Source organism: Nocardioides sp. Soil_C_8, from assembly GCF_057656315.1.
Genome location: NZ_JBDGKQ010000003.1, coordinates 687,314 through 706,004, shown reverse-complemented (window position 1 = coordinate 706,004; position 18,691 = coordinate 687,314). Strand labels below are relative to the sequence as shown.

The window sequence follows — 18,691 nt, the reverse complement described above, 5'->3', positions numbered from 1 at the left end:
TCAGAGGCGGCGGGCCTGCAGGATCCGGCCGAGCACGAAGGAGTTCGCGCGGAGCTGGTTGCGGGCGTAGGCGATCAGGCTGGTGTCGTCGGCCGCGGCCTCGGCGGCGGCGAGGAACGTCTCGTCACCGGCCCCGAGGGGGTACATCGCGCGGATGGTGAGCCCCTGGTTGAGCAGGCCGCCCTTGAGCGTGTGCAGCTCCTCGAGGTAGCGGTGCGCGAACGGCGCGAGCAGCTCGGCCTGGCCGGGACGCCAGAAGGTCGAGCCCAGGACGAGGGTCTCCCGGCTGGCCGGGACGGCGTAGTCGACGAAGAAGGCCCGCCAGACCTCCTCCTTGGCCTCCACGTCGGGACGGGCGGCCAGCACCGCGAGGCGGCGCATGCCGGCGTCCGGGTCGGGGTCGGACTCGAGCAGGCGGCGTACGGCGTCCTCGTCGTAGTCGCCGAGCTCGGCGCGGCGCACCGCCGTCCGCCAGGCCAGGTCGAGGTCGGTGGCCCGGTCGGCAGCCTCCTGGAGGACCGACCAGTGCTCGTCGGTGGAGGCGGACGCCGCGAGCGTGCGCAGCGCCGCCTGACGGGCGTCGGGCACGTCGACGAGCCCGATCACCGCGTCGGCCAGGGCGGCCAGCAGGCCGGGGGACTCGTCGGCCGGTGCCCACCGGTCGGCGACCAGGAGCGCCTGGCTCAGGAACGGCTCGACGAGCGCCGGGCTGGTCTCGGAGGACAGGGCGCGGGTCAGGACGCCCGCCACGTCGCGGGGGGCGACGTCGCCGAGCAGCAGCAGCTGGCCGGCGGTGGCCGCGACGAGCGCGCGGTCGAGCGGGTCGTCGAGCTGCTGGACGCGCTCGAGCATCAGCCGCAGCGAGGTCGGGTCGGGCTTGACCGCGGCGAACGTGAAGTCACCCGCGTTGACCAGGCGGAGGTCGCCCTCGGGCAGCTCGACCGGCGTGCGCGGACCCGTCACCTCGTGCGAGGAGCGGCCCACCGGCACGAGCGAGTCGCCGGAGTCGCCGGAGGCGTCGAAGACGGCGACGTCGAGGCGGTGCGGGCGCGGCTCCTGGCCGTCGGTCGTCTCCACGACGAGCTCGCCGTCGACGAGCGAGATCACGTCGGTGCCGGCCTCGTCGAGCCACGCCTTGGTCCAGGCGGACAGGTCGCGGCCCGACGCCCGGGAGTAGCAGTCCATCAGGTCGTCGAGGCGGGTGTTGGAGAAGGCGTAGCGGCTGAAGTAGTCGCGCAGGCCCGCCACGAACGCGTCCTCGCCGATGTAGGCCACGAGCTGGTGGAGCACGCTCTGGCCCTTGACGTAGGTGATGGCGTCGAAGTTGGACATCGCCGACGACACGTCGGGCACGTCGCTGCGGATGGGGTGGCGAGCGGGGCTCATGTCCATCTCGTAGGCGGTGCGCTTGAAGGCGGCCAGGAACGTGGCCCACTGCTCGGTGAACTCGCTCGCCCCGGCCATGCCCCAGTTGGCCGCCCACGAGGCGAAGGCCTCGTTGAGCCAGAGGTCGTCCCACCACTGCATCGTCACGAGGTCGCCGAACCACATGTGCGCCATCTCGTGGAAGATGAACTCGGCCCGCACGGCGCGCTGCGCGTGGGTCGGGGGAGTGCGGAAGAGCTGGCCGTCGCCATAGGTGACGCAGCCCCAGTTCTCCATCGCCCCGCCGAGGTTGGGCACGAAGACCTGGTCGTAGCGCTCCTGCGGGAACGGGTAGCCGAACCGCTCGCCGAAGAACGCGAGGCCCTGCCGGGTGAGGGTGACCATCTCCTCGAGGTCGCGCTCGAGGATCGGGACGAGCGACTGGCGGCAGTAGAAGCCGAGGTCGTAGCCGTCGTGCTGCTGCCGCACCTCGTGGAACGGGCCGGCGTTGACCACGACGACGTACGTCGACAGGCGCGGGGTGTCGGGGAAGGTCCACACGCGGGCCTCGACGGCCAGGTCGGGGTCTGCGTCCTCGACCGACTCGGGTGCGCCGTTGGACGTGACGAGCCACGACGACGGTGCGGTCACGACGAAGCGGTGGGGCGCCTTGAGGTCGGGTTGGTCGAAGCAGGCCCACACGCGCCGAGCCTCGTCGGGCTCGAGGCTGGTCCAGACGTAGACGAGCTTGTCGGTCGGGTCGACGGTGCGCAGGATGCCCTCGCCCGTCGCCGTGTTGGCGGTGCTCGCCTCGACGACCAGGACGTTGTGTGCCGCGAGCGCGGGGAGCGGCAGCCGACCGTCGGCCGCGGCGGAGACGTCGAGCTCCTCGCCGTTGAGCGTCGCTCGGGCGACGTCCATCGCGACGTCGACGAACGTGGTGGCGCCGGGCTCGGAGCAGGTGAACGCGATGGTGCTGGTGGAGCGCCACACCTCACCCTCGAGGAGGCCGGTCAGGTCCACGTCGATGTCGTAGCGCTGGACCTCGAGGAGGTCGGACCGGGTCTTCGCTTCGTGCTTGGTGAGGGTCGACAACGTCATGCAGCCGAACCTAGCCCACCCCGTCCGTCCGCATCTCCGCCTGGGCTAGCGTCGGGGCATGACCGACCCGAGCACCCCTGGCCGACCGGACGAGCTCGCCGACCGGCCGATGACGTGGCCCGTCGTGTCGAGCCACGACCTGCACCGGGACGACTGGGTGGTCGCGCTGCGCGAGGACGTGATCACCCGTCCGGGCCACGCCGACGAGTTCAGCCGGCTCACCCTGGAGCACCCCGGTGCGGTCGTGGTGCTGGCGGTGGACGACGACGAGCGGGTGATGTGCCTGCGGCAGTACCGGCACACCAACCGGCGCGAGTTCGTCGAGCTGCCGGCCGGGCTGCGTGACGCGGGCGACGAGCCCAGCGTGGAGACCGCGAAGCGCGAGCTCCGCGAGGAGGTCGAGCTCGAGGCGTCGGACTGGCGCCTGCTCCTGAGCACCTTCGGCAGCGCCGGGATCAGCACCGAGGTGCACGAGATCTTCCTGGCTCGCGGGCTGACCCACGCGCCACGCGGGGACTTCGAGATGGAGCACGAGGAGGCCGAGATGGAGCACTTCTGGGTGCCCATGGCCGACCTGCTCGAGGCCGTCCTGGAGGGCCGGGTCCGGCAGGGGCCGCTGGCACAGGCGGTGCTGGCCTACGACGTGCTCAAGCGCCGAGGGGCCCTTGACGCCGCGCAGGGCATCCCGGGAGTAGTCTCGCCCTCGCTGTGAGGCGGGCCACAACGTGGTGGCCCCCCGGATCCTGAGGAGCAAGGCATGAAGGTCGGCGTACCCAAGGAAGTCAAGAACCGCGAGTACCGCGTGGCCCTGACCCCGATCGGCGTGCACGAGCTCGTCCAGCACGGCCACGAGGTCGTGGTGCAGAAGACCGCCGGCGAGGGCTCGCAGATCCCGGACGAGGAGTTCGTCGCCGCCGGCGCGACGATGCTCGACTCGGCGGACGACGTCTGGGGCGAGGCCGACATGGTGCTCAAGGTCAAGGAGCCGATCGCCGAGGAGTACGGCCGGATGCGGGAGGGTCAGACCCTCTTCACGTACCTCCACCTCGCCGCCGACAAGCCCCTGACCGAGGAGCTGATGAAGCGCCAGGTCACCGCGATCGCCTACGAGACGGTGCAGCTGCCCTCGGGCGGGCTGCCGCTGCTCTACCCGATGTCGGAGGTGGCGGGCTGCCTCGCACCCCAGGTCGGCGCGTACTCGCTGATGAAGGCCAACGGCGGCCGCGGCGTCCTGATGGGCGGCGTCGGTGGCGTGGCCAACGCCAAGGTCGTCATCATCGGCGCCGGCGTCTCCGGCCAGAACGCCGCCAACATCGCGCTCGGCATGGGTGCCGACGTGACCCTGCTCGACACCGACCTCGACAAGCTGCGGATGTCGTTCTGGCGCTACAACAACCGCGTCCACGGCCTCGCCTCGTCCAAGCTCGCGATCGAGCAGCAGGTCATGGAGGCCGACATGGTGATCGGTGCCGTGCTGATCCCGGGCGCGGCCGCACCCAAGCTGGTCTCCAACGAGCTGGTCTCGCGGATGAAGCCGGGCTCGGTGCTGGTGGACATCGCCATCGACCAGGGCGGCTGCTTCGAGGACTCCCACGCCACGACGCACGACGACCCGACCTACGAGGTGCACGACTCGGTGTTCTACTGCGTGGCCAACATGCCCGGCGCGGTGCCCAACACCTCGACGTACGCGCTCACCAACGCGACGCTGCCCTACGCCGTGGCCCTCGCCGACAAGGGCTGGCAGCAGGCGCTGCGCGACGACAAGAGCCTGGCACTCGGCCTCAACACCCACGCGGGCGAGCTCACCAACGCGCCGGTCGGCGAGGCCGTGGGCATCGAGTCGGTGGGACTCGATACCGTCCTCGGGTGAGCTCCGGGGCGAGGCTGGACCGCGCGGTCCGCACCTACCTCGACCACCTGGCGGTCGAGCGAGGGCTGGCGACCAACACCCTCAGCTCCTACCGCCGTGACCTGGCCCGCTACGACGAGTTCCTGACCGGGCAGGGCATCGACGTCCTGGACGGGGTCACCGAGGCGACGGTGGCCGCGTTCCTGGTCAGCCTGCGCGAGGGCAGCGAGGCCCATCCGCCGCTGAGCGCGACGTCGGCGGCGCGGACCGTCGTGGCGGTGCGCGGCTTCCACAAGTTCGCCGTCCAGGACGGCCTGGCCGCGGCCGACCCGGCGGCTGCCGTCAAGCCGCCCACGCCCGCGAAGCGGCTGCCCAAGGCGCTGCCGCTCTCCGACGTCGAGGCGATCCTCGAGGCGGCAGGAGCTCCCGACACGGTGCTCGCCCTGCGCGACCGCGCCCTGCTCGAGCTGCTCTACGGCACCGGCGCGCGCATCTCCGAGGCGGTGGGGCTCGACGTCGACGACCTGGACCAGGTCGACGGCACGGTGCTCCTGCGGGGCAAGGGCGCGAAGGAGCGGCTGGTCCCGGTCGGGGGCTACGCCCGGGACGCCGTGGCCGCCTACCTGACGCGGGCGCGGCCCGAGCTGGTCGGGGCCGGCAAGGGCGGACCGGCGATGTTCCTGAACTCCCGCGGGGGCCGGTTGTCGCGGCAGAGCGCGTGGGCGGTGCTGGTCAAGGCCGCCGACCGGGCGGGGGTGACCGCGTCGGTCTCCCCGCACACGCTGCGGCACTCGTTCGCCACCCACCTGCTCGACGGCGGCGCCGACGTGCGCGTCGTCCAGGAGCTGCTCGGCCACGCGTCCGTGACCACCACGCAGGTCTACACCCTCGTCACCGTCGACAACCTGCGCGAGGTGTTCGCCACGGCGCACCCGCGGGCACGCGGATGACCACCCGGCTCCAGCTCCTCGCAACGCCTGCGTGGGACGGGATCCCGATCGTGGGGGGACGCCTGCACGCGCTGCTGGCGGCCCTCGTGGTCGAGCCGCGCGGACTCACCGTCGCGCAGCTGGTCGAGCAGATCTGGGGGGACGAGCCGCCGGCGACTCCCGGCAAGGCCCTCCAGGTGATCGTCTCCCGGGTGCGCTCCGCGACAGCGGCAAGGGCCGTCGAGCTCACCGAGACCGGTTATCGGCTGGGGCTCGAGGCCGACGAGGTCGACGTGCTCGCGCTGGGCCTCCACGTGGCCCGTGCCCGCGAGCTGCTCGCGGCCGGCGACGCGGTCGCCGCGGCGGAGCAGGCCGAGCTGGCGCGCGCGTGGCCCGAGCCCGCCGTCGACGACGCGTCGGGTCCGCTCGCACGACTGAGGTCGCTCGCCTCCCGGACGCTCGACGCCGCCGACGACCTCCTCGGTCGCGCGCTGGCGCGGCAAGGCAGGCACACCGAGGCCCTCCCGCTGCTCGAGGCCGCGGCCGAGCGCTGGAGGGACGACGCGACCGTGCTGGCCGACCTGCTGCGGAGCATGGCGGCGGTCGGCGGCCCCGCGGTCGCTCTCGGGCGCTACGAGACCTACCGGACCGACCTGGCCGAGCGCCTCGGTGTCGGCCCGGCCCCCCAGCTCCAGCGCCTGCACCGCGAGCTGCTCGCAGCCGACGACCCGGTGCGCACCGGGCTGCGCTACGACGGTGCCGGGCTGCTCGGCCGGGAGCAGGACCTCGCCAGGCTCTGGTCGGCGCTCGCATCGTCACGCCTCGTGACGGTGCTGGGCCCCGGCGGCATCGGCAAGACCAGCATCGCTCAGGTGGTCGCCCGCGAGTCGGCGCTGCCTCGCGTGCACGTCGTCGAGCTCGTGGGCGTCGGGGCGGGCGACGACGTCGTGGTCGCGATCGGCGCGGCGCTCGGCGTCCGCGGGTCCGTCACGGCCCGATCGGCGCTCACGCCTGCCCAGCTGGCCGACGTACGCAGCCGGCTCGCGCAGGAGCTGGACGCCGGACCGACACTGCTGGTGCTGGACAACTGCGAGCACGTGCTCGAACCCGTCGCGGCGCTGGTGGCGTTCCTGCTCGCCACCACCCGCGACCTGCAGGTGCTGACGACCAGCCGCGCCCCGCTGCGGCTCGCCGTCGAGCGCGCCGTTCCGCTGAGCCAGCTCTCGACACGGGACGCGGAAGCGCTGTTCGTGCAGCGGGCGTCGGCCGCTCGGCCCGACGCGCTGCTCGAGCCCGACGCCGTGCGCGACGTCGTCGACCGCCTCGACGGCCTCCCGCTCGCCGTCGAGCTGGCGGCGGCCCGGGTGCGGACGATGACGGCAGCCGAGGTCGCCACGGCGCTGGACGACCGCTTCGCCACGCTGCGCAGTCGCGATCGCAGCACCCCCGACCGCCACCGCACGCTCGAGGCGGTCATCGCCTGGTCCTGGGACCTGCTGGGACCGGACGAGCAGCAGGCGCTGGCCTGGCTCTCGATCTTCCAGGACGGGTTCGACCGGTCGACGGCCGTGTCGGTCCTCGGCCCGACAGGGTCGGACCTGGTCGACTCGCTCGCCGAGCAGTCGCTCCTGGCGATCACCGAGGAGGGCGGGACCGCCCGGTTCCGGGCGCTCGAGACGATCAGGGAGTACGCCGCGGCGCAGCTCGCGCTCCGTGGCGACGCGGACGCTGCCGAGGACGCGCAGCGACGGTGGGCGCGCGACCTCGCCGACCGGTCCCAGGACCTCGTCCTCGCCGACGACCAGGTCGTCCTGGTGGACGCGCTCGTGCGCGAGCAGAACAACCTCACCGACGTGCTGCGCCACGCGCTCGCGACCGGTGACCGCGAGCTGGTGGCGAGGCTGGTGTCGCTCCTGGGAAGCCTCTGGACCATCACCGGCGACCAGCCGAGGATCTTCGCGATCTGCGACGCGGCCGCTGACCTGCTGGCCGGCTGGGAGGTCCCCGACGGCCTGCACCACCACGTGCAGGAGGCCGCCGGTGTGCTCATGATCCACCTCAGCTGGATGCCCGGGGCCGACCTCGAGGCCCTGCGGGACCTCCTGGTGCAGGGGGAGCGGCCGACGGGGACGTGGGGCCTCATCGGCCACACCGTCCACGTCGCCGAGGGCGGCACTCCGGCCAGGCTCGCCGAGGTCGCCGCGCAGCAGGCGCGGCCGGCCATGTCCGGCGCCCTGCTGCTGTGGGCCGCGATCGTCGCGGAGAACGACGGCGACGTCGACACCGCGCGCCGCTACGCCGAGGAGGCGCTGCAGGGCCCCCTCCCGCCGTACCTCGGCGCGTCGCTGCACGCCGAGCTCAGCCAGCTCGCGATGGCGGTGGGCGACCACCGCCGGGCGGCGCAGCACGCGGAGGTCGCCTGGCCGCTCCTCGAACGGATCCACTCGGTCACCGATGCCTACAGCCTCCAGGTCGCGACCGCGATCGCCCCGCTGCTCGACGGGGACGTCACGGAGGCCGAGCGACTGCTCGACGGGTTCGGGCCACCGGACGGCGACTCGGCGCAGATGGGTGCGCGCCTGACGTGGCACGCAGCCCAGGCCGAGCTCGCCCTCGCGAAGGGCGACCACGAGGAGGCGTTGGCCCGGTACGACGAGGTCGTCGAGCTGGTCACGGACATCGAGGGCGGACCGGCGGTCTCACCGTGGCTGGCGATCGCGGCCTCCGCCGCCCTGGTGGCCAGGGTGCGGCACGCCGCCGCCGGGCCCGACCCGCGGGCCGACGAGCTGCGCGACCTGGTCGTCGGCGACAGCGGGACGGGACCCGAGGGCACGCTCTGGTTCACCGACCTGCCGCTCAACGGCGTGCTGCTCGTCGCCCTGGCGAGCTGGGTGCTGCGCCACGGACACGAGGACCAGCACGCCGACGCGGCGCAGCTGCTCGCGGTCGCCCACCGATGGGCCTACAACCGCAGCATCCCGGTCATGGCGTGGACGCCCATGGTCGACCTCGCGGACGCCGTGCTGCCCGGGCGGGTCGGCCGGCTCGTCGAGGAGCTGGCTGACCGCCCGGGCCCGGAGCTGGTGCCGGAGGCCGCTGCCACGATCGAGCGGCTGCGGCGCCGGTGGGTCACATCTTCCGGTTGAAGGCCCGCACCGACAGCGGGGCGAAGATCGCGATGACGACGCTGCAGCCGAGCAGCGCCCAACCGACGTCGCTGGTGACGGCACCGTCGTTGGCCAGGTCGCGGATGGCGGTGATGACCAGCGACACGGGGTTGACCTCGGCGAACGTCTGGAGCGGCTCGGGCATCGTGTCGGTCGGCACGAACGCGTTGGAGAGGAACGTCAGCGGGAACATCACCAGCAGCGAGATGCCCTGCACGGCCTGGGCGTTGCGGCCCACGATCCCGAAGAGCGTGAAGATCCACGCCAGCGACCAGCCCGCCAGCATCGCGAGCAGCACGGCACCAGCGACGCCGGGCACCCCGCCCCCGGGGCGGTAGCCGATCGCGATCCCCACCGCGAACGTCAGCACCGAGGCGATGAAGTAGCGCAGCAGGTCGGCCACCATCGGGCCGGCCAACGGCGCGATCCGGGCGATGGGGAGGACCTTGAACCGGTCGAAGACACCGGTGTCCATGTCCGTGCGGAGCTGGACGCCGGTGGCGACGCACGCGGTGAGCACGGTCTGGCCGATCAGGCCGGGGATGATCAGTGGCAGGTAGCTGTCGACGTCCCCGGAGATCGCGCCCCCGAAGATGTAGGCGAACATGCCGGTGAAGACGAGCGGCTGGATGGTGACGTCGAACATCACCTCGAGGCTGCGGCGCATCTTCATCGTCGCGCGCCAGGCCAGCGTCATCGTCTGGCTGAGGGTGGTGGTCAGGCCGACCCGGTGGGTGCCGACCTCGGCAGGGTCGGTGGCGGTGAGGGTGCTCATCGGACGTTCTCCATCTGGAGGTCGGGGAGGTCGGCGACGCTCGGCGAGGCGCCGTCCTGGGTGTCGGGGTCATGGGTGTCGTGGCCGGTCAGCGCGAGGAAGACCTCGTCGAGCGACGGCTTCTGGACGGTCACCGACTCGATGACGATCCCGCGGTCGCGGAGGGCGACCAGGACGTCGACGGCCTGGTCGGTGCGGGTCAGCGGAACGTTGACCCGTCGCGCCTCAGGGGTGAGGACCGCCTCCTCGCCGACCAGCCGCCGTGCCTCGTCCGCCACGAGCGGCAGGTCGGCGTGATCGGCCAGCTGGAGCTGCAGGGTGGACTGGCCCACCGATGTCTTGAGCTCGTCGGCCGTGCCCTCGGCGACCTTGCGGCCGCGGTCGATGACGGCGATCCGGTCGGCGAGCTGGTCGGCCTCGTCGAGGTACTGCGTGGTGAGCAGGACGGTGCACCCGCTGCGGACGAGGTCGCGGATCGTGTCCCACATCTGCCCGCGGGTGCGCGGGTCGAGGCCGGTGGTGGGCTCGTCGAGGAAGATCAGCGGCGGGCGGGTGAGGAGGCTGGCGGCGAGGTCGAGACGCCGGCGCATGCCGCCGGAGAAGGCCGAGATGGGCCTGCTCGCCGCCTCGGTGAGGTCGAACTGCTCGAGCAGCTCGGCCCCGCGGGTGCGGGCCTCGGTGCGCCCGAGGCCCTGGAGCCGCGCGAAGAGCCAGAGGTTCTCGGTGGCGGTGAGGTTCTCGTCGACCGAGGCGTACTGCCCGGTGACGCCCAGCAGGCGTCGTACGGCGTGCGGCTCGGTGCGGACGTCGTGGCCGAAGATCTCGGCAGCACCGCCGTCGATGTGGAGGAGGGTCGCGAGCATCCGCAGCATGGTGGTCTTGCCGGCTCCGTTGGGGCCAAGGACGCCGAAGACCTCCCCGCGGCGGACCTCGAGGTCGATCTGGTCGACGGCGCGCTGGTCGCCGAACTGCTTGACGAGCCCGGTGGCCCGGACCGCGAGGTCGATGTCGTGTGTGGTCATGTCCCGAAGCCTGCGCCCGCGTGGTTTCACGGTGGTTGCGTGGCGCTGCGAGGCACGAAACCGGCGGATGGTTGGATCGACGCATGCCGGATCCAGTGCGCCTCGACACGCGGGTCCCGACGGGCGCCGACCCGGACGCGGTCTACGACGCCTTCACCGGCTGGGTGGCCGACCAGGGGCTCGACCTCTACCCGCACCAGGACGAGGCCGTCATCGAGCTGCTCGGCGGCAACCACGTCGTGCTCGCGACGCCGACGGGCTCCGGCAAGTCGATGGTCGCCATCGGCGCCCACGTCGCGGCGCTCGCCAGGGACGAGGTGAGCTTCTACACCGCCCCCATCAAGGCGCTCGTGAGCGAGAAGTTCTTCGCCCTCATCGAGGTCTTCGGGGCCGACAACGTCGGCATGCTGACCGGCGACGCCGCGGTGAACCCGGACGCACCGATCATCTGCTGCACCGCCGAGGTGCTGGCCAACATCGCCCTGCGTGAGGGGCGGTCGGCCGACGTCGGGCTCGTGGTGATGGACGAGTTCCACTTCTACGCCGAGGGCGACCGCGGCTGGGCCTGGCAGGTGCCGCTGCTGGAGCTCGTCGACGCCCAGTTCCTGCTGATGTCGGCCACCTTGGGCGACGTCTCCTTCTTCGTGGAGGACCTGAAGCGGCGCACCGGTCGCGACACCGCCGTCGTCGACGACGCCGAGCGGCCGGTGCCGCTCAGCTTCCGCTGGTCCATGGAGCCGCTGGACGACACCCTCGAGGAGCTCGTCACCACCGGCCAGGACCCGGTCTACGTCGTCCACTTCACCCAGGCGGCGGCCGTCGAGCACGCCACGAACCTCCTGCGGCGGCCGCCGAAGAAGGTCGACAAGGAGGCGATCGCCGAGCGGATCGGGGCGTTCCGGTTCGGCGCGGGGTTCGGCAAGACGCTGTCGCGGCTGGTCCGCAGCGGCATCGGTGTCCACCACGCCGGGATGCTGCCGAAGTACCGGCGACTCGTGGAGACCCTCGCCCAGGCCGGGCTGCTGCGGGTGATCTGCGGGACCGACACCCTGGGCGTGGGGATCAACGTGCCGATCCGCACGGTGCTCTTCACCGGCCTCGCCAAGTTCGACGGCAACCGGCAGCGGGTGCTCAGGACCCGGGAGTTCCAGCAGATCGCCGGCCGGGCGGGCCGCGCCGGCTACGACACCGCCGGCTACGTCGTCGTACAGGCTCCCGAGCACGTCATCGAGAACGAGCAGGCGAAGGCCAAGGCGGCCGCGCGGGTGGCGGCCGGGAAGAAGAAGTCCAAGGCGCAGCTGAAGAAGGCGCCCGAGGGCGCGGTGGTGTGGACGGAGCAGACCTTCGACAAGCTCGTGGCCGGCGTCCCGGAGCGGCTGACCAGCCGGATGAAGGTGGACAACGCGATGCTCGTCAACGTGGTGTCGCGCGAGGAGGACGCCTTCGCGGTCATGCGCCGCCTGCTCACCGACAACCACGAGGAGCGCCGGGGGCAGCTGCGGCTCGCGCGGCGCGCGCTGCGGCTCTCGCGCTCGCTCGTGCGCACCGGCATCGTCACGCGGCTGCCGGAGGTCGACGACCTCGGGCGCCGCTACGTCCTCAGCGCCGACGTGCCTGACGACTTCGCGCTCAACCAGCCGCTGGCCCACTTCGCGCTCGCGGCGTTCGACGTCCTCGACCCGGAGTCGGAGACCTACGGCCTCGACGTGATCTCGGTCGTCGAGTCGGTGCTCGAGGCGCCGCGCCAGATCCTGATGGCCCAGCAGCACGCCGCCCGCGGCGTGGCCATCGGGGAGATGAAGGCCGACGGGCTCGAGTACGACGAGCGGATGGCGCTGCTGGAGGAGATCACCTGGCCGCAGCCGCTGCGCGAGCTCCTCGAGGCCCTCTACGAGACCTACCGGCAGACCCACCCCTGGCTCCCCGACGACGCGCTCGGTCCCAAGTCCGTGGTGCGGGAGATGTGGGAGCAGGGGATGGGGTTCACCGACTTCGTCGGCCGCTACCAGCTCGCCCGCTCCGAGGGACTGGTGCTGCGCTACCTCACCGACGCCTACCGCACGCTGCGCCAGACCGTGCCCGAGTCGCACCGGGCCCCCGAGGTCGAGGACGTCATCGAGTGGCTCGGCGAGACCGTGCGCCAGACCGACTCCTCGCTGCTCGACGAGTGGGAGGCGCTCTCGGACCCCGACCACGCGTCGTCGGCGGTCGCCCACCACGAGCCCCCGCCTCCGCCGCGCCCGCTCTCGAAGCAGGAGCGGCCGTTCCGGGTGATGCTGCGCAACGCGATGTGGGCGCGGGTGGACGCCGTCTCGCGCGACGACCTCGACGGGCTCGTACGCCTCGAGCGCGCGGCGGCCGACCGCACCGACCCGCCGCGCCAGGTCGTCGTCGGGCGCTCGGTGTGGGACGCGGCGCTCGAGGACTACTACGCCGAGCACGACCGCGTCCTCACGGACGGCGACGCCCGCGGCCCGGACCTGCTGGTCGTGGGGGAGGAGCGGACGGGCGAGCCGGTCGGCGCCGAGGAGGGCACCACGGCCCGCCTGCGCGACGTACGCCAGACCATCCACGACCCCGAGGACCACCACGACTGGGTCATCGAGGCGGTGGTGGACTGCGACGCCACCGACAGTGCAGGCGAGCTCGTGCTGGCGACGGCCGCCATGCGGCGGCTCTGAGGCCGGTCGGCTCGTCTTTTCCTGACCCGTCTCGTCCCGTCCCTCGCGTGTCGTCCCTCCCCTCTCGCGGGGGTGCGGCTCGGCCTCGCGGTGGTGGCGGCAGGTTGCGTCCCTGGAACGCCCGAGCCTGCGATGTGCCGCCACCTTGGGGTGGCGGGTGGTGAGGGTGGCGGCGGACGACATCGGGTGGGGGTCTGGGGTTGTCGTGTGCCGCCACCTTCGCGTGGCGGGTGGTGAGGGTGGCGGCGGACGACATCGGGTGGGGTCTGGGGTTGTCGTGTGCCGCCACCTTGGGGTGGCGGGTGGTGAGGGTGGCGGCGGACGACATCGGGTGGGGTCTGGGGTTGTCGTGTGCCGCCACCTTCGCGAGGGCCAACTGTGACGACCGCGTAGAGTCCCGCGCGGTGCGCGAGCGGACCCGTCCGAACTCGTCTGCGAACTGTCGACGTGTCGACAAAGTCTCCGGTGTCCGGCGTGGTCCAATCGAGGTCCAGGCCGATGCACGACGGATGCGACGAGGAGCAGACATGAGCGGTGCGGGATTCCGTAGTCACGACACGGGCAGCAGTGCCCCGCAGATGCCGCCCCTCGTCCGACCACCGCACCCGCACCAGACCCCCCACCCCGGCCCGACCCCGCGAGACGAGCAGACCGTGACCCAGCCGATCCCCTTCGAGCGCCCGCTCGAGACACGCGCCACGACGACCCTGGAGGCGGAGACGCCGCTCGGCCCGACCGGCCGTCCGATGCCGGTCTTCCCCGAGCCGCAGCCCCTTGCCCAGCACGGTGGCGCGCGCGTGATCTCGATGTGCAACCAGAAGGGTGGCGTCGGCAAGACCACCACCACGATCAACCTGGGCGCCTCGCTCGCCGAGTTCGGGCGCAAGGTGCTGCTCGTCGACTTCGACCCCCAGGGCTCGCTGTCGGTGGGCCTGGGCCTCAACCCGCACGAGATGGACCTGACCATCTACAACCTGCTGATGGACCGCGAGACCACGCTCGACGAGGTCGTGGTCCCGTCCGGCATCGAGGGCATGGACCTGCTGCCCTCCAACATCGACCTGTCGGCCGCCGAGGTGCAGCTGGTGCACGAGGTGGCGCGCGAGCAGACGCTGCAGCGGGTGCTCGCCCCGGCCCTCGAGCACTACGACGTCATCCTCATCGACTGCCAGCCCTCGCTCGGCCTGCTGACCGTCAACGCGCTCACCGCCTCGGACGGCGTCATCGTGCCGCTGGAGTGCGAGTACTTCGCGCTGCGCGGCGTGGCGCTGCTGAAGACGACGATCGACAAGGTGCGCGAGCGGCTCAACCCCAAGCTGGAGATCGACGGCGTGCTCGGCACGATGTTCGACGGGCGCACGCTGCACAGCCGCGAGGTCATGGAGCGCCTCGTCTCGGCGTGGGGCGACAAGGTCTTCCACACCGTCATCCGCCGCACCGTGAAGTTCTCCGACGCCACCGTCGCCGGGGAGCCGATCACGTCGTACGCCTCGTCGTCGACCGGTGCCGACGCCTATCGCCAGCTGGCCAAGGAGGTTGTGACCCGGTGGCCCGCCGAGTGAGCATGCCGGCCGCGGACGACCTGTTCCGGCCGACCTCCGACACCGCGTCCGCGGAGCCTGCTCCCGAGCCGCGCCAGCGCCGTGTCCGGGCCGTCGCCGACACCAACCCCGATCCTGGCGAGCCCGCAGGCCCCCGCAAGCCCAGCGGCCGGGTGCGGCACGACGAGAAGATGACGGTCTACGTCACCTCCGACGAGCTGCTCGACATCGAGCACGCCCGTCTCACGCTGCGCCGCGAGCACGGCCTCGCCGTCGACCGCGGCCGCCTGGTCCGGGAGGCGCTCGCGCTGGTGCTCGCCGACCTCGAGGCCCAGGGCGCCGACAGCGCGCTGGTGCAGCGGCTGCTCGACGAGTGAGCACCGGCCGTCCCGCTGCCCCGGACCTCTCGCCCGGTGGCACGCTCGAGCCGGGCGGCGAGGCCCCGGCCTTCGCCGTACGCCTGGACAACTTCGAGGGACCCTTCGACCTGCTGCTCGGCCTGATCGCCAAGCACAAGCTCGACATCACCGAGGTCGCGCTCTCGCAGGTGACCGACGAGTTCATCGCCCACGTGAAGAACCTGGGCGACACCTGGGACCTCGAGCAGACCACGTCGTTCCTGCTCGTCGCAGCGACGCTGCTCGACCTGAAGGCGGCGCGGCTGCTGCCGCAGGGCGACGTCGAGGACGAGGAGGACCTCGCGCTGCTCGAGGCGCGCGACCTGCTCTTCGCGCGGCTCATGCAGTACCGCGCGTTCAAGCAGGTGGCCACGGTCCTCGACGAGCGGCTGGCATCGGAGTCACGACGGCACCCACGCGCGGTCGGGCTCGAGGAGCAGTTCGCGACCCTGCTCCCCGAGGTGCTGATCGGCATCGGCCTGGAGGACTTCGCGCAGATGGCGGCGCGGGCGCTGGAGCCCAAGCCGGTGCTCGAGGTGTCCCTCCAGCACATCCACGCCGCCAAGGTGAGCGTCCGCGAGCAGGCGCACCTCGTCGTCGACCGGTTGCGCCGCAGCGGCACGATGACGTTCCGGGCGCTGTGCGGCGACTCCCCGGACCGGCTGACCACGGTGGCCCGCTTCCTGTCGCTGCTCGAGCTGTTCCGCGAGGGTGCGGTGTCCTTCGACCAGGTCACCCCTCTCGGCGAGCTCACCGTGCGGTGGACGGGCGCGGAGGACGGCGACGTCGACATCCACGACGAGTTCGACGGCGCCCCGCCGGGGGACGATGATGCAGCCATGCCGTCGGCAGCCGCCGACGAGCCCGAGGAGGACGAGTGAGCGAGCAGCCCGACAGCACCCAGCCGGACCCGGGGCCCGTCGAGGACGCACCCACCGGCGACGAAGCGGGCATCGAGACGCTGGACGTCGCGGTGGCCGAGCTGCGCCCCGCGCTCGAGGCGATCCTGATGGTCTCCGACGAGCCACTCGGCACGGTGCGCCTGGCCTCGGTGGTCGGCCACCCGGTCGAGGAGGTCGAGACGGCCCTCGAGGCGCTGGCGGGTGAGTACGCCGAGCAGGGCCGCGGCTTCGACCTGCGATCCGTCGCCGGTGGGTGGAGGTTCTACTCGCGCCCGGAGTTCGCGGGTGTCGTCGAGTCGTTCGTGCTCGAGGGGCAGCAGGCGCGGCTCACCCGAGCCGCCCTCGAGACCCTGTCGGTGGTCGCCTACAAGCAGCCCGTGTCACGTGCGCGGGTCTCGGCGATCCGCGGCGTCAACGTCGACGGCGTGATGCGCACGCTCCTCACCCGCGGGCTGGTCGAGGAGGCCGGGCAGGACGAGCAGAGCGGCGCCAACCTCTACCGGACGACGTCCTACTTCCTCGAGCGGATCGGCATCACCTCGCTCGAGGAGCTGCCCGAGCTCGCGCCCTACCTGCCCGACATGGACGACCTCGAGGACGAGCTGGCGAGCGTCGCCGGCGTCGACTCCTCGACGGAGCCCACGCCCGAGCCGGCACCCGAGCCGGCACCCGAGCCGGCGCCGGCCCCGGCGCCGTACCACCACTCGCCCCACTCCGGCGACGGCACCGAGCCCGACGGCGGGACCGAGATCTCTTGACCACCCCACGAAACCACTCGCTTCGCTCGCGCTTCCGCAGGGACCCCGAAAAGCCATGAGACCGCACGACGCTCCCGACAACGACCAGCCCGCCTCACAGCGGCCCGACACCGACGAGGACGGCCTGATCCGCCTGCAGAAGCTGCTCGCGCAGTCCGGCGTCGCCAGCCGCCGCAAGTGCGAGGAGCTCATGCTCGACGGCCTCGTCGAGGTCGACGGCGAGGTGATCACCCGCCTCGGCACCAAGGTCGACCCGCGCACGGCCGTGATCCGCGTCGACGGCAAGCGCCTGCCGCCGATCAGCGACAAGGTCTACCTGGTGCTCAACAAGCCCCGCGGCGTCGTCTCGACGATGTCGGACCCCGAGGGCCGGCGCACCCTCGGCGACCTCGTCGCCGACCGGCCCGAGCGGCTCTTCCACGTCGGCCGGCTCGACACCGACACCGAGGGCCTGATCATCCTCACCAACGACGGCGACTTCGCCCAGCACCTCGCCCACCCCTCGCACGAGGTCGACAAGACCTACGTGGCCGAGGTCGACGGCGAGGTGCACGTCCGCACGGTCCGCGAGCTGCTCGCGGGCGTGACGCTCGAGGACGGGCCGGTCACGGTCACCAAGGCCCGCGTGCTCGGCGGCGACCCGCGGCGCGAGGGCAGCAACCGCTCGATCGTCGAGCTCACCATCCACGAGGGGCGCAACCGCATCGTGCGTCGCCTGCTCGCCCACGTCGGCCACCCGGTGCGCCGGCTCACCCGCACCCAGATCGGACCGATCACCCTCGCCCGGCTGCGGTCGGGGGAGATGCGTGAGCTCACCGTGGCCGAGCTGGGCGAGCTGATGGACAGCGCCCGGCTCTGAGCCATCTCCTCGGGGTGCCTCACATCGGCGGCCCGGTGTCGGCCCGCGGGCGTACGGTGACGCCATGGCCGCCGTGCACCCCGCGCTGGCGCCCTACGTCCGCTCGATCGTGGTGTACGACGTCGCGTTCGCCGGGCCGGGCGTCCACATCGGGATGCCGTCGACCGGCCTGACCTTCGTGCTGCCGCTCGACGAGCCGCTCGCCGTCTCGTGGGACGGCGCGCCGGACGCGCGCACCGTCGGCTGGACGTCGGTCTCGGGCCTCCACACCGCTCCAGCGGCCGTCGAGCACGGCGACCACCAGCGCGGGATCCAGCTGAGCCTGACCCCGGCCGGTGCCCGCGCCGTGTGGGGCGTGCCGGCCAGTGCTCTCGCGGGACAGCTCCTCGGCCTCGCCGATGTCGACACCGCGCTCGCCGACCTGCCCGACCAGCTGGCCGGGGAGGCCACCTGGAAGGCCCGCCTCGAGGTGCTCGAGCGCGCCCTCCTCGACGCCGTACGCCGACACGAGGCGCCGTCGCTGCGCCCCGAGGTCGCCCGGGCGATGGCGCTCCTGACGAGAGGCGTGCCGGTGGCCGTGACGGCCGGCGACGTGGGCTACAGCAGGCGCCGGCTGGGCACGCTCGTCCAGGACGAGGTGGGCGTCACGCCGAAGACCTACCAGCGGCTCGCCCGGTTCGCCCGCGCGCACGCCCGGCTGCGGCGGGCCGCGCTGGCGGGCGAGGTGTCCGTCGCCACGGTCGCCGCCGAGACGGGCTATGCCGACCAGGCGCACCTCGCCCGGGAGTGGACCGGCTTCGCCGGGTGCAGCCCCACCGAGTGGGTGCGCCGGGAGTTCCCGATCGTCCAAGCCACGGGGGAGCGCGACGGGGCAGCCTGACGTCGTGGCCGGACCGACCGGCCGGACCGAGGAGGAACCCATGTCCGAGAAGACCGACCAGGTGGACGTCTCCACCACCACGTTGTGGCACACGTTCTCCGTGCGCGATGCGGGAGCGATGACGGCGTGGCTCGGGGCCATCGGGTTCATCGAGCACGCGACGTACCGGGACGAGCAGGACCCCAGCGTCGTCGTGCACGCCGAGTGGGCGTGGCCGGGCGGCGGCGGGATCATGTTCGGCTCCGAGCGGGACGACAGCGCGATCAGCGGCACCGGCCCCGCTGCGGCCTACCTCGTGACACCGGACCCGGATGCGGTCTTCGAGGCCGCGGTCGCCGCCGGTGCGACGGTGGTGCGGCCGATGGTCGACCATGACTACGGAGGCCGGGGCGGCAGCGTGACCGACCCGGAGGGCAACCACTGGTCGTTCGGCAGCTACCAGCCGGCCTGACCCGTCTGAC

General features: G+C 72.6%; 15 protein-coding genes. 12 read left to right on the top strand and 3 right to left on the bottom strand.

Translation table 11 applies throughout. The features are described from left to right. Nucleotides 1-2,466: an aminopeptidase N gene (pepN, locus tag AC3A3L_RS16845; RefSeq protein ID WP_487641182.1), complete on the bottom strand. Its 2,466-nt coding sequence runs from the start codon at nt 2,464-2,466 to the stop codon at nt 1-3. A 58-nt stretch (nt 2,467-2,524) separates the two neighbouring features. On the opposite strand from pepN, the gene AC3A3L_RS16840 reads away from it, so the two are divergent. The 4 genes from AC3A3L_RS16840 to AC3A3L_RS16825 are packed head-to-tail and all read left to right on the top strand — an operon-like array spanning nt 2,525 to nt 8,393. Then, entirely contained in the window at nt 2,525-3,178 is a 654-nt protein-coding gene (locus AC3A3L_RS16840) for an NUDIX domain-containing protein (protein WP_487641181.1), read from the top strand. A gap of 45 nt (nt 3,179-3,223) precedes the next feature. Further along, nucleotides 3,224-4,339 (top strand): alanine dehydrogenase, encoded by a 1,116-nt coding sequence (ald, locus tag AC3A3L_RS16835; RefSeq protein ID WP_487641180.1) that lies wholly within the window; start codon nt 3,224-3,226, stop codon nt 4,337-4,339. After that, nucleotides 4,336-5,268 (top strand): site-specific tyrosine recombinase XerD, encoded by a 933-nt coding sequence (xerD, locus tag AC3A3L_RS16830; protein ID WP_487641179.1) that lies wholly within the window; start codon nt 4,336-4,338, stop codon nt 5,266-5,268. Before ald ends, xerD begins: the two co-directional genes overlap by 4 nt. Continuing rightward, complete coding sequence (locus AC3A3L_RS16825) at nt 5,265-8,393, top strand: ATP-binding protein (protein WP_487641178.1); 3,129 nt, start codon at nt 5,265-5,267, stop codon at nt 8,391-8,393. Before xerD ends, AC3A3L_RS16825 begins: the two co-directional genes overlap by 4 nt. Here the strand turns inward: AC3A3L_RS16825 and AC3A3L_RS16820 are convergent. After that, a complete protein-coding gene (locus tag AC3A3L_RS16820) occupies nt 8,377-9,189 on the bottom strand; it encodes an ABC transporter permease (protein WP_487641177.1) in 813 nt (270 codons plus the stop codon). The two genes, AC3A3L_RS16825 and AC3A3L_RS16820, sit on opposite strands and share 17 nt — an antisense overlap. Further along, on the bottom strand, nt 9,186-10,211 hold the full coding sequence (locus tag AC3A3L_RS16815; RefSeq protein WP_487641176.1) for an ATP-binding cassette domain-containing protein: 1,026 nt from the start codon (nt 10,209-10,211) through the stop codon (nt 9,186-9,188). Before AC3A3L_RS16815 ends, AC3A3L_RS16820 begins: the two co-directional genes overlap by 4 nt. Before the next feature lie 83 nt (nt 10,212-10,294). Between AC3A3L_RS16815 and AC3A3L_RS16810 the strand changes: the two genes are divergently transcribed. The 8 genes from AC3A3L_RS16810 to AC3A3L_RS16775 all read left to right on the top strand — a co-directional run bounded on the left by AC3A3L_RS16810 (nt 10,295) and on the right by AC3A3L_RS16775 (nt 18,681). Continuing rightward, the gene (locus AC3A3L_RS16810) at nt 10,295-12,892 is read left to right on the top strand and encodes a DEAD/DEAH box helicase (RefSeq protein ID WP_487641175.1); all 2,598 of its coding nucleotides are present in this window, start codon (nt 10,295-10,297) and stop codon (nt 12,890-12,892) included. Nucleotides 12,893-13,545: 653 nt separating this feature from the next. Next, the gene (locus AC3A3L_RS16805) at nt 13,546-14,454 is read left to right on the top strand and encodes a ParA family protein (protein ID WP_487641174.1); all 909 of its coding nucleotides are present in this window, start codon (nt 13,546-13,548) and stop codon (nt 14,452-14,454) included. Between the two features lie 2 nt (nt 14,455-14,456). Then, nucleotides 14,457-14,810: a hypothetical protein gene (locus AC3A3L_RS16800; RefSeq protein ID WP_487641207.1), complete on the top strand. Its 354-nt coding sequence runs from the start codon at nt 14,457-14,459 to the stop codon at nt 14,808-14,810. Continuing rightward, complete coding sequence (locus tag AC3A3L_RS16795) at nt 14,807-15,712, top strand: segregation and condensation protein A (protein WP_487641173.1); 906 nt, start codon at nt 14,807-14,809, stop codon at nt 15,710-15,712. The genes AC3A3L_RS16800 and AC3A3L_RS16795 overlap by 4 nt, the downstream gene beginning before the upstream one ends. Continuing rightward, nucleotides 15,709-16,491: an SMC-Scp complex subunit ScpB gene (gene scpB, locus AC3A3L_RS16790; protein ID WP_487641172.1), complete on the top strand. Its 783-nt coding sequence runs from the start codon at nt 15,709-15,711 to the stop codon at nt 16,489-16,491. The genes AC3A3L_RS16795 and scpB overlap by 4 nt, the downstream gene beginning before the upstream one ends. A 55-nt stretch (nt 16,492-16,546) precedes the next feature. Next, on the top strand, nt 16,547-17,350 hold the full coding sequence (locus tag AC3A3L_RS16785; RefSeq protein WP_487641171.1) for a pseudouridine synthase: 804 nt from the start codon (nt 16,547-16,549) through the stop codon (nt 17,348-17,350). A 64-nt stretch (nt 17,351-17,414) separates the two neighbouring features. Next, complete coding sequence (locus tag AC3A3L_RS16780) at nt 17,415-18,230, top strand: helix-turn-helix domain-containing protein (RefSeq protein ID WP_487641170.1); 816 nt, start codon at nt 17,415-17,417, stop codon at nt 18,228-18,230. Between the two features lie 40 nt (nt 18,231-18,270). Further along, the gene (locus AC3A3L_RS16775) at nt 18,271-18,681 is read left to right on the top strand and encodes a VOC family protein (protein WP_487641169.1); all 411 of its coding nucleotides are present in this window, start codon (nt 18,271-18,273) and stop codon (nt 18,679-18,681) included. Nucleotides 18,682-18,691 lie beyond the last annotated feature (10 nt).

Bases quoted from the DNA above. Each gene is read 5' to 3' on its own strand.
- AC3A3L_RS16810 (WP_487641175.1), top strand. From the start codon at position 10,295: ATGCCGGATCCAGTGCGCCTCGACACGCGGGTCCCGACGGGCGCCGAC.
- AC3A3L_RS16780 (WP_487641170.1), top strand. From the start codon at position 17,415: ATGGCCGCCGTGCACCCCGCGCTGGCGCCCTACGTCCGCTCGATCGTG.
- pepN (WP_487641182.1), bottom strand. From the start codon at position 2,466: ATGACGTTGTCGACCCTCACCAAGCACGAAGCGAAGACCCGGTCCGAC.
- AC3A3L_RS16820 (WP_487641177.1), bottom strand. From the start codon at position 9,189: ATGAGCACCCTCACCGCCACCGACCCTGCCGAGGTCGGCACCCACCGG.
- ald (WP_487641180.1), top strand. From the start codon at position 3,224: ATGAAGGTCGGCGTACCCAAGGAAGTCAAGAACCGCGAGTACCGCGTG.
- AC3A3L_RS16775 (WP_487641169.1), top strand. From the start codon at position 18,271: ATGTCCGAGAAGACCGACCAGGTGGACGTCTCCACCACCACGTTGTGG.
- AC3A3L_RS16785 (WP_487641171.1), top strand. From the start codon at position 16,547: ATGAGACCGCACGACGCTCCCGACAACGACCAGCCCGCCTCACAGCGG.
- AC3A3L_RS16825 (WP_487641178.1), top strand. From the start codon at position 5,265: ATGACCACCCGGCTCCAGCTCCTCGCAACGCCTGCGTGGGACGGGATC.
- AC3A3L_RS16840 (WP_487641181.1), top strand. From the start codon at position 2,525: ATGACCGACCCGAGCACCCCTGGCCGACCGGACGAGCTCGCCGACCGG.
- AC3A3L_RS16800 (WP_487641207.1), top strand. From the start codon at position 14,457: ATGCCGGCCGCGGACGACCTGTTCCGGCCGACCTCCGACACCGCGTCC.
- AC3A3L_RS16815 (WP_487641176.1), bottom strand. From the start codon at position 10,211: ATGACCACACACGACATCGACCTCGCGGTCCGGGCCACCGGGCTCGTC.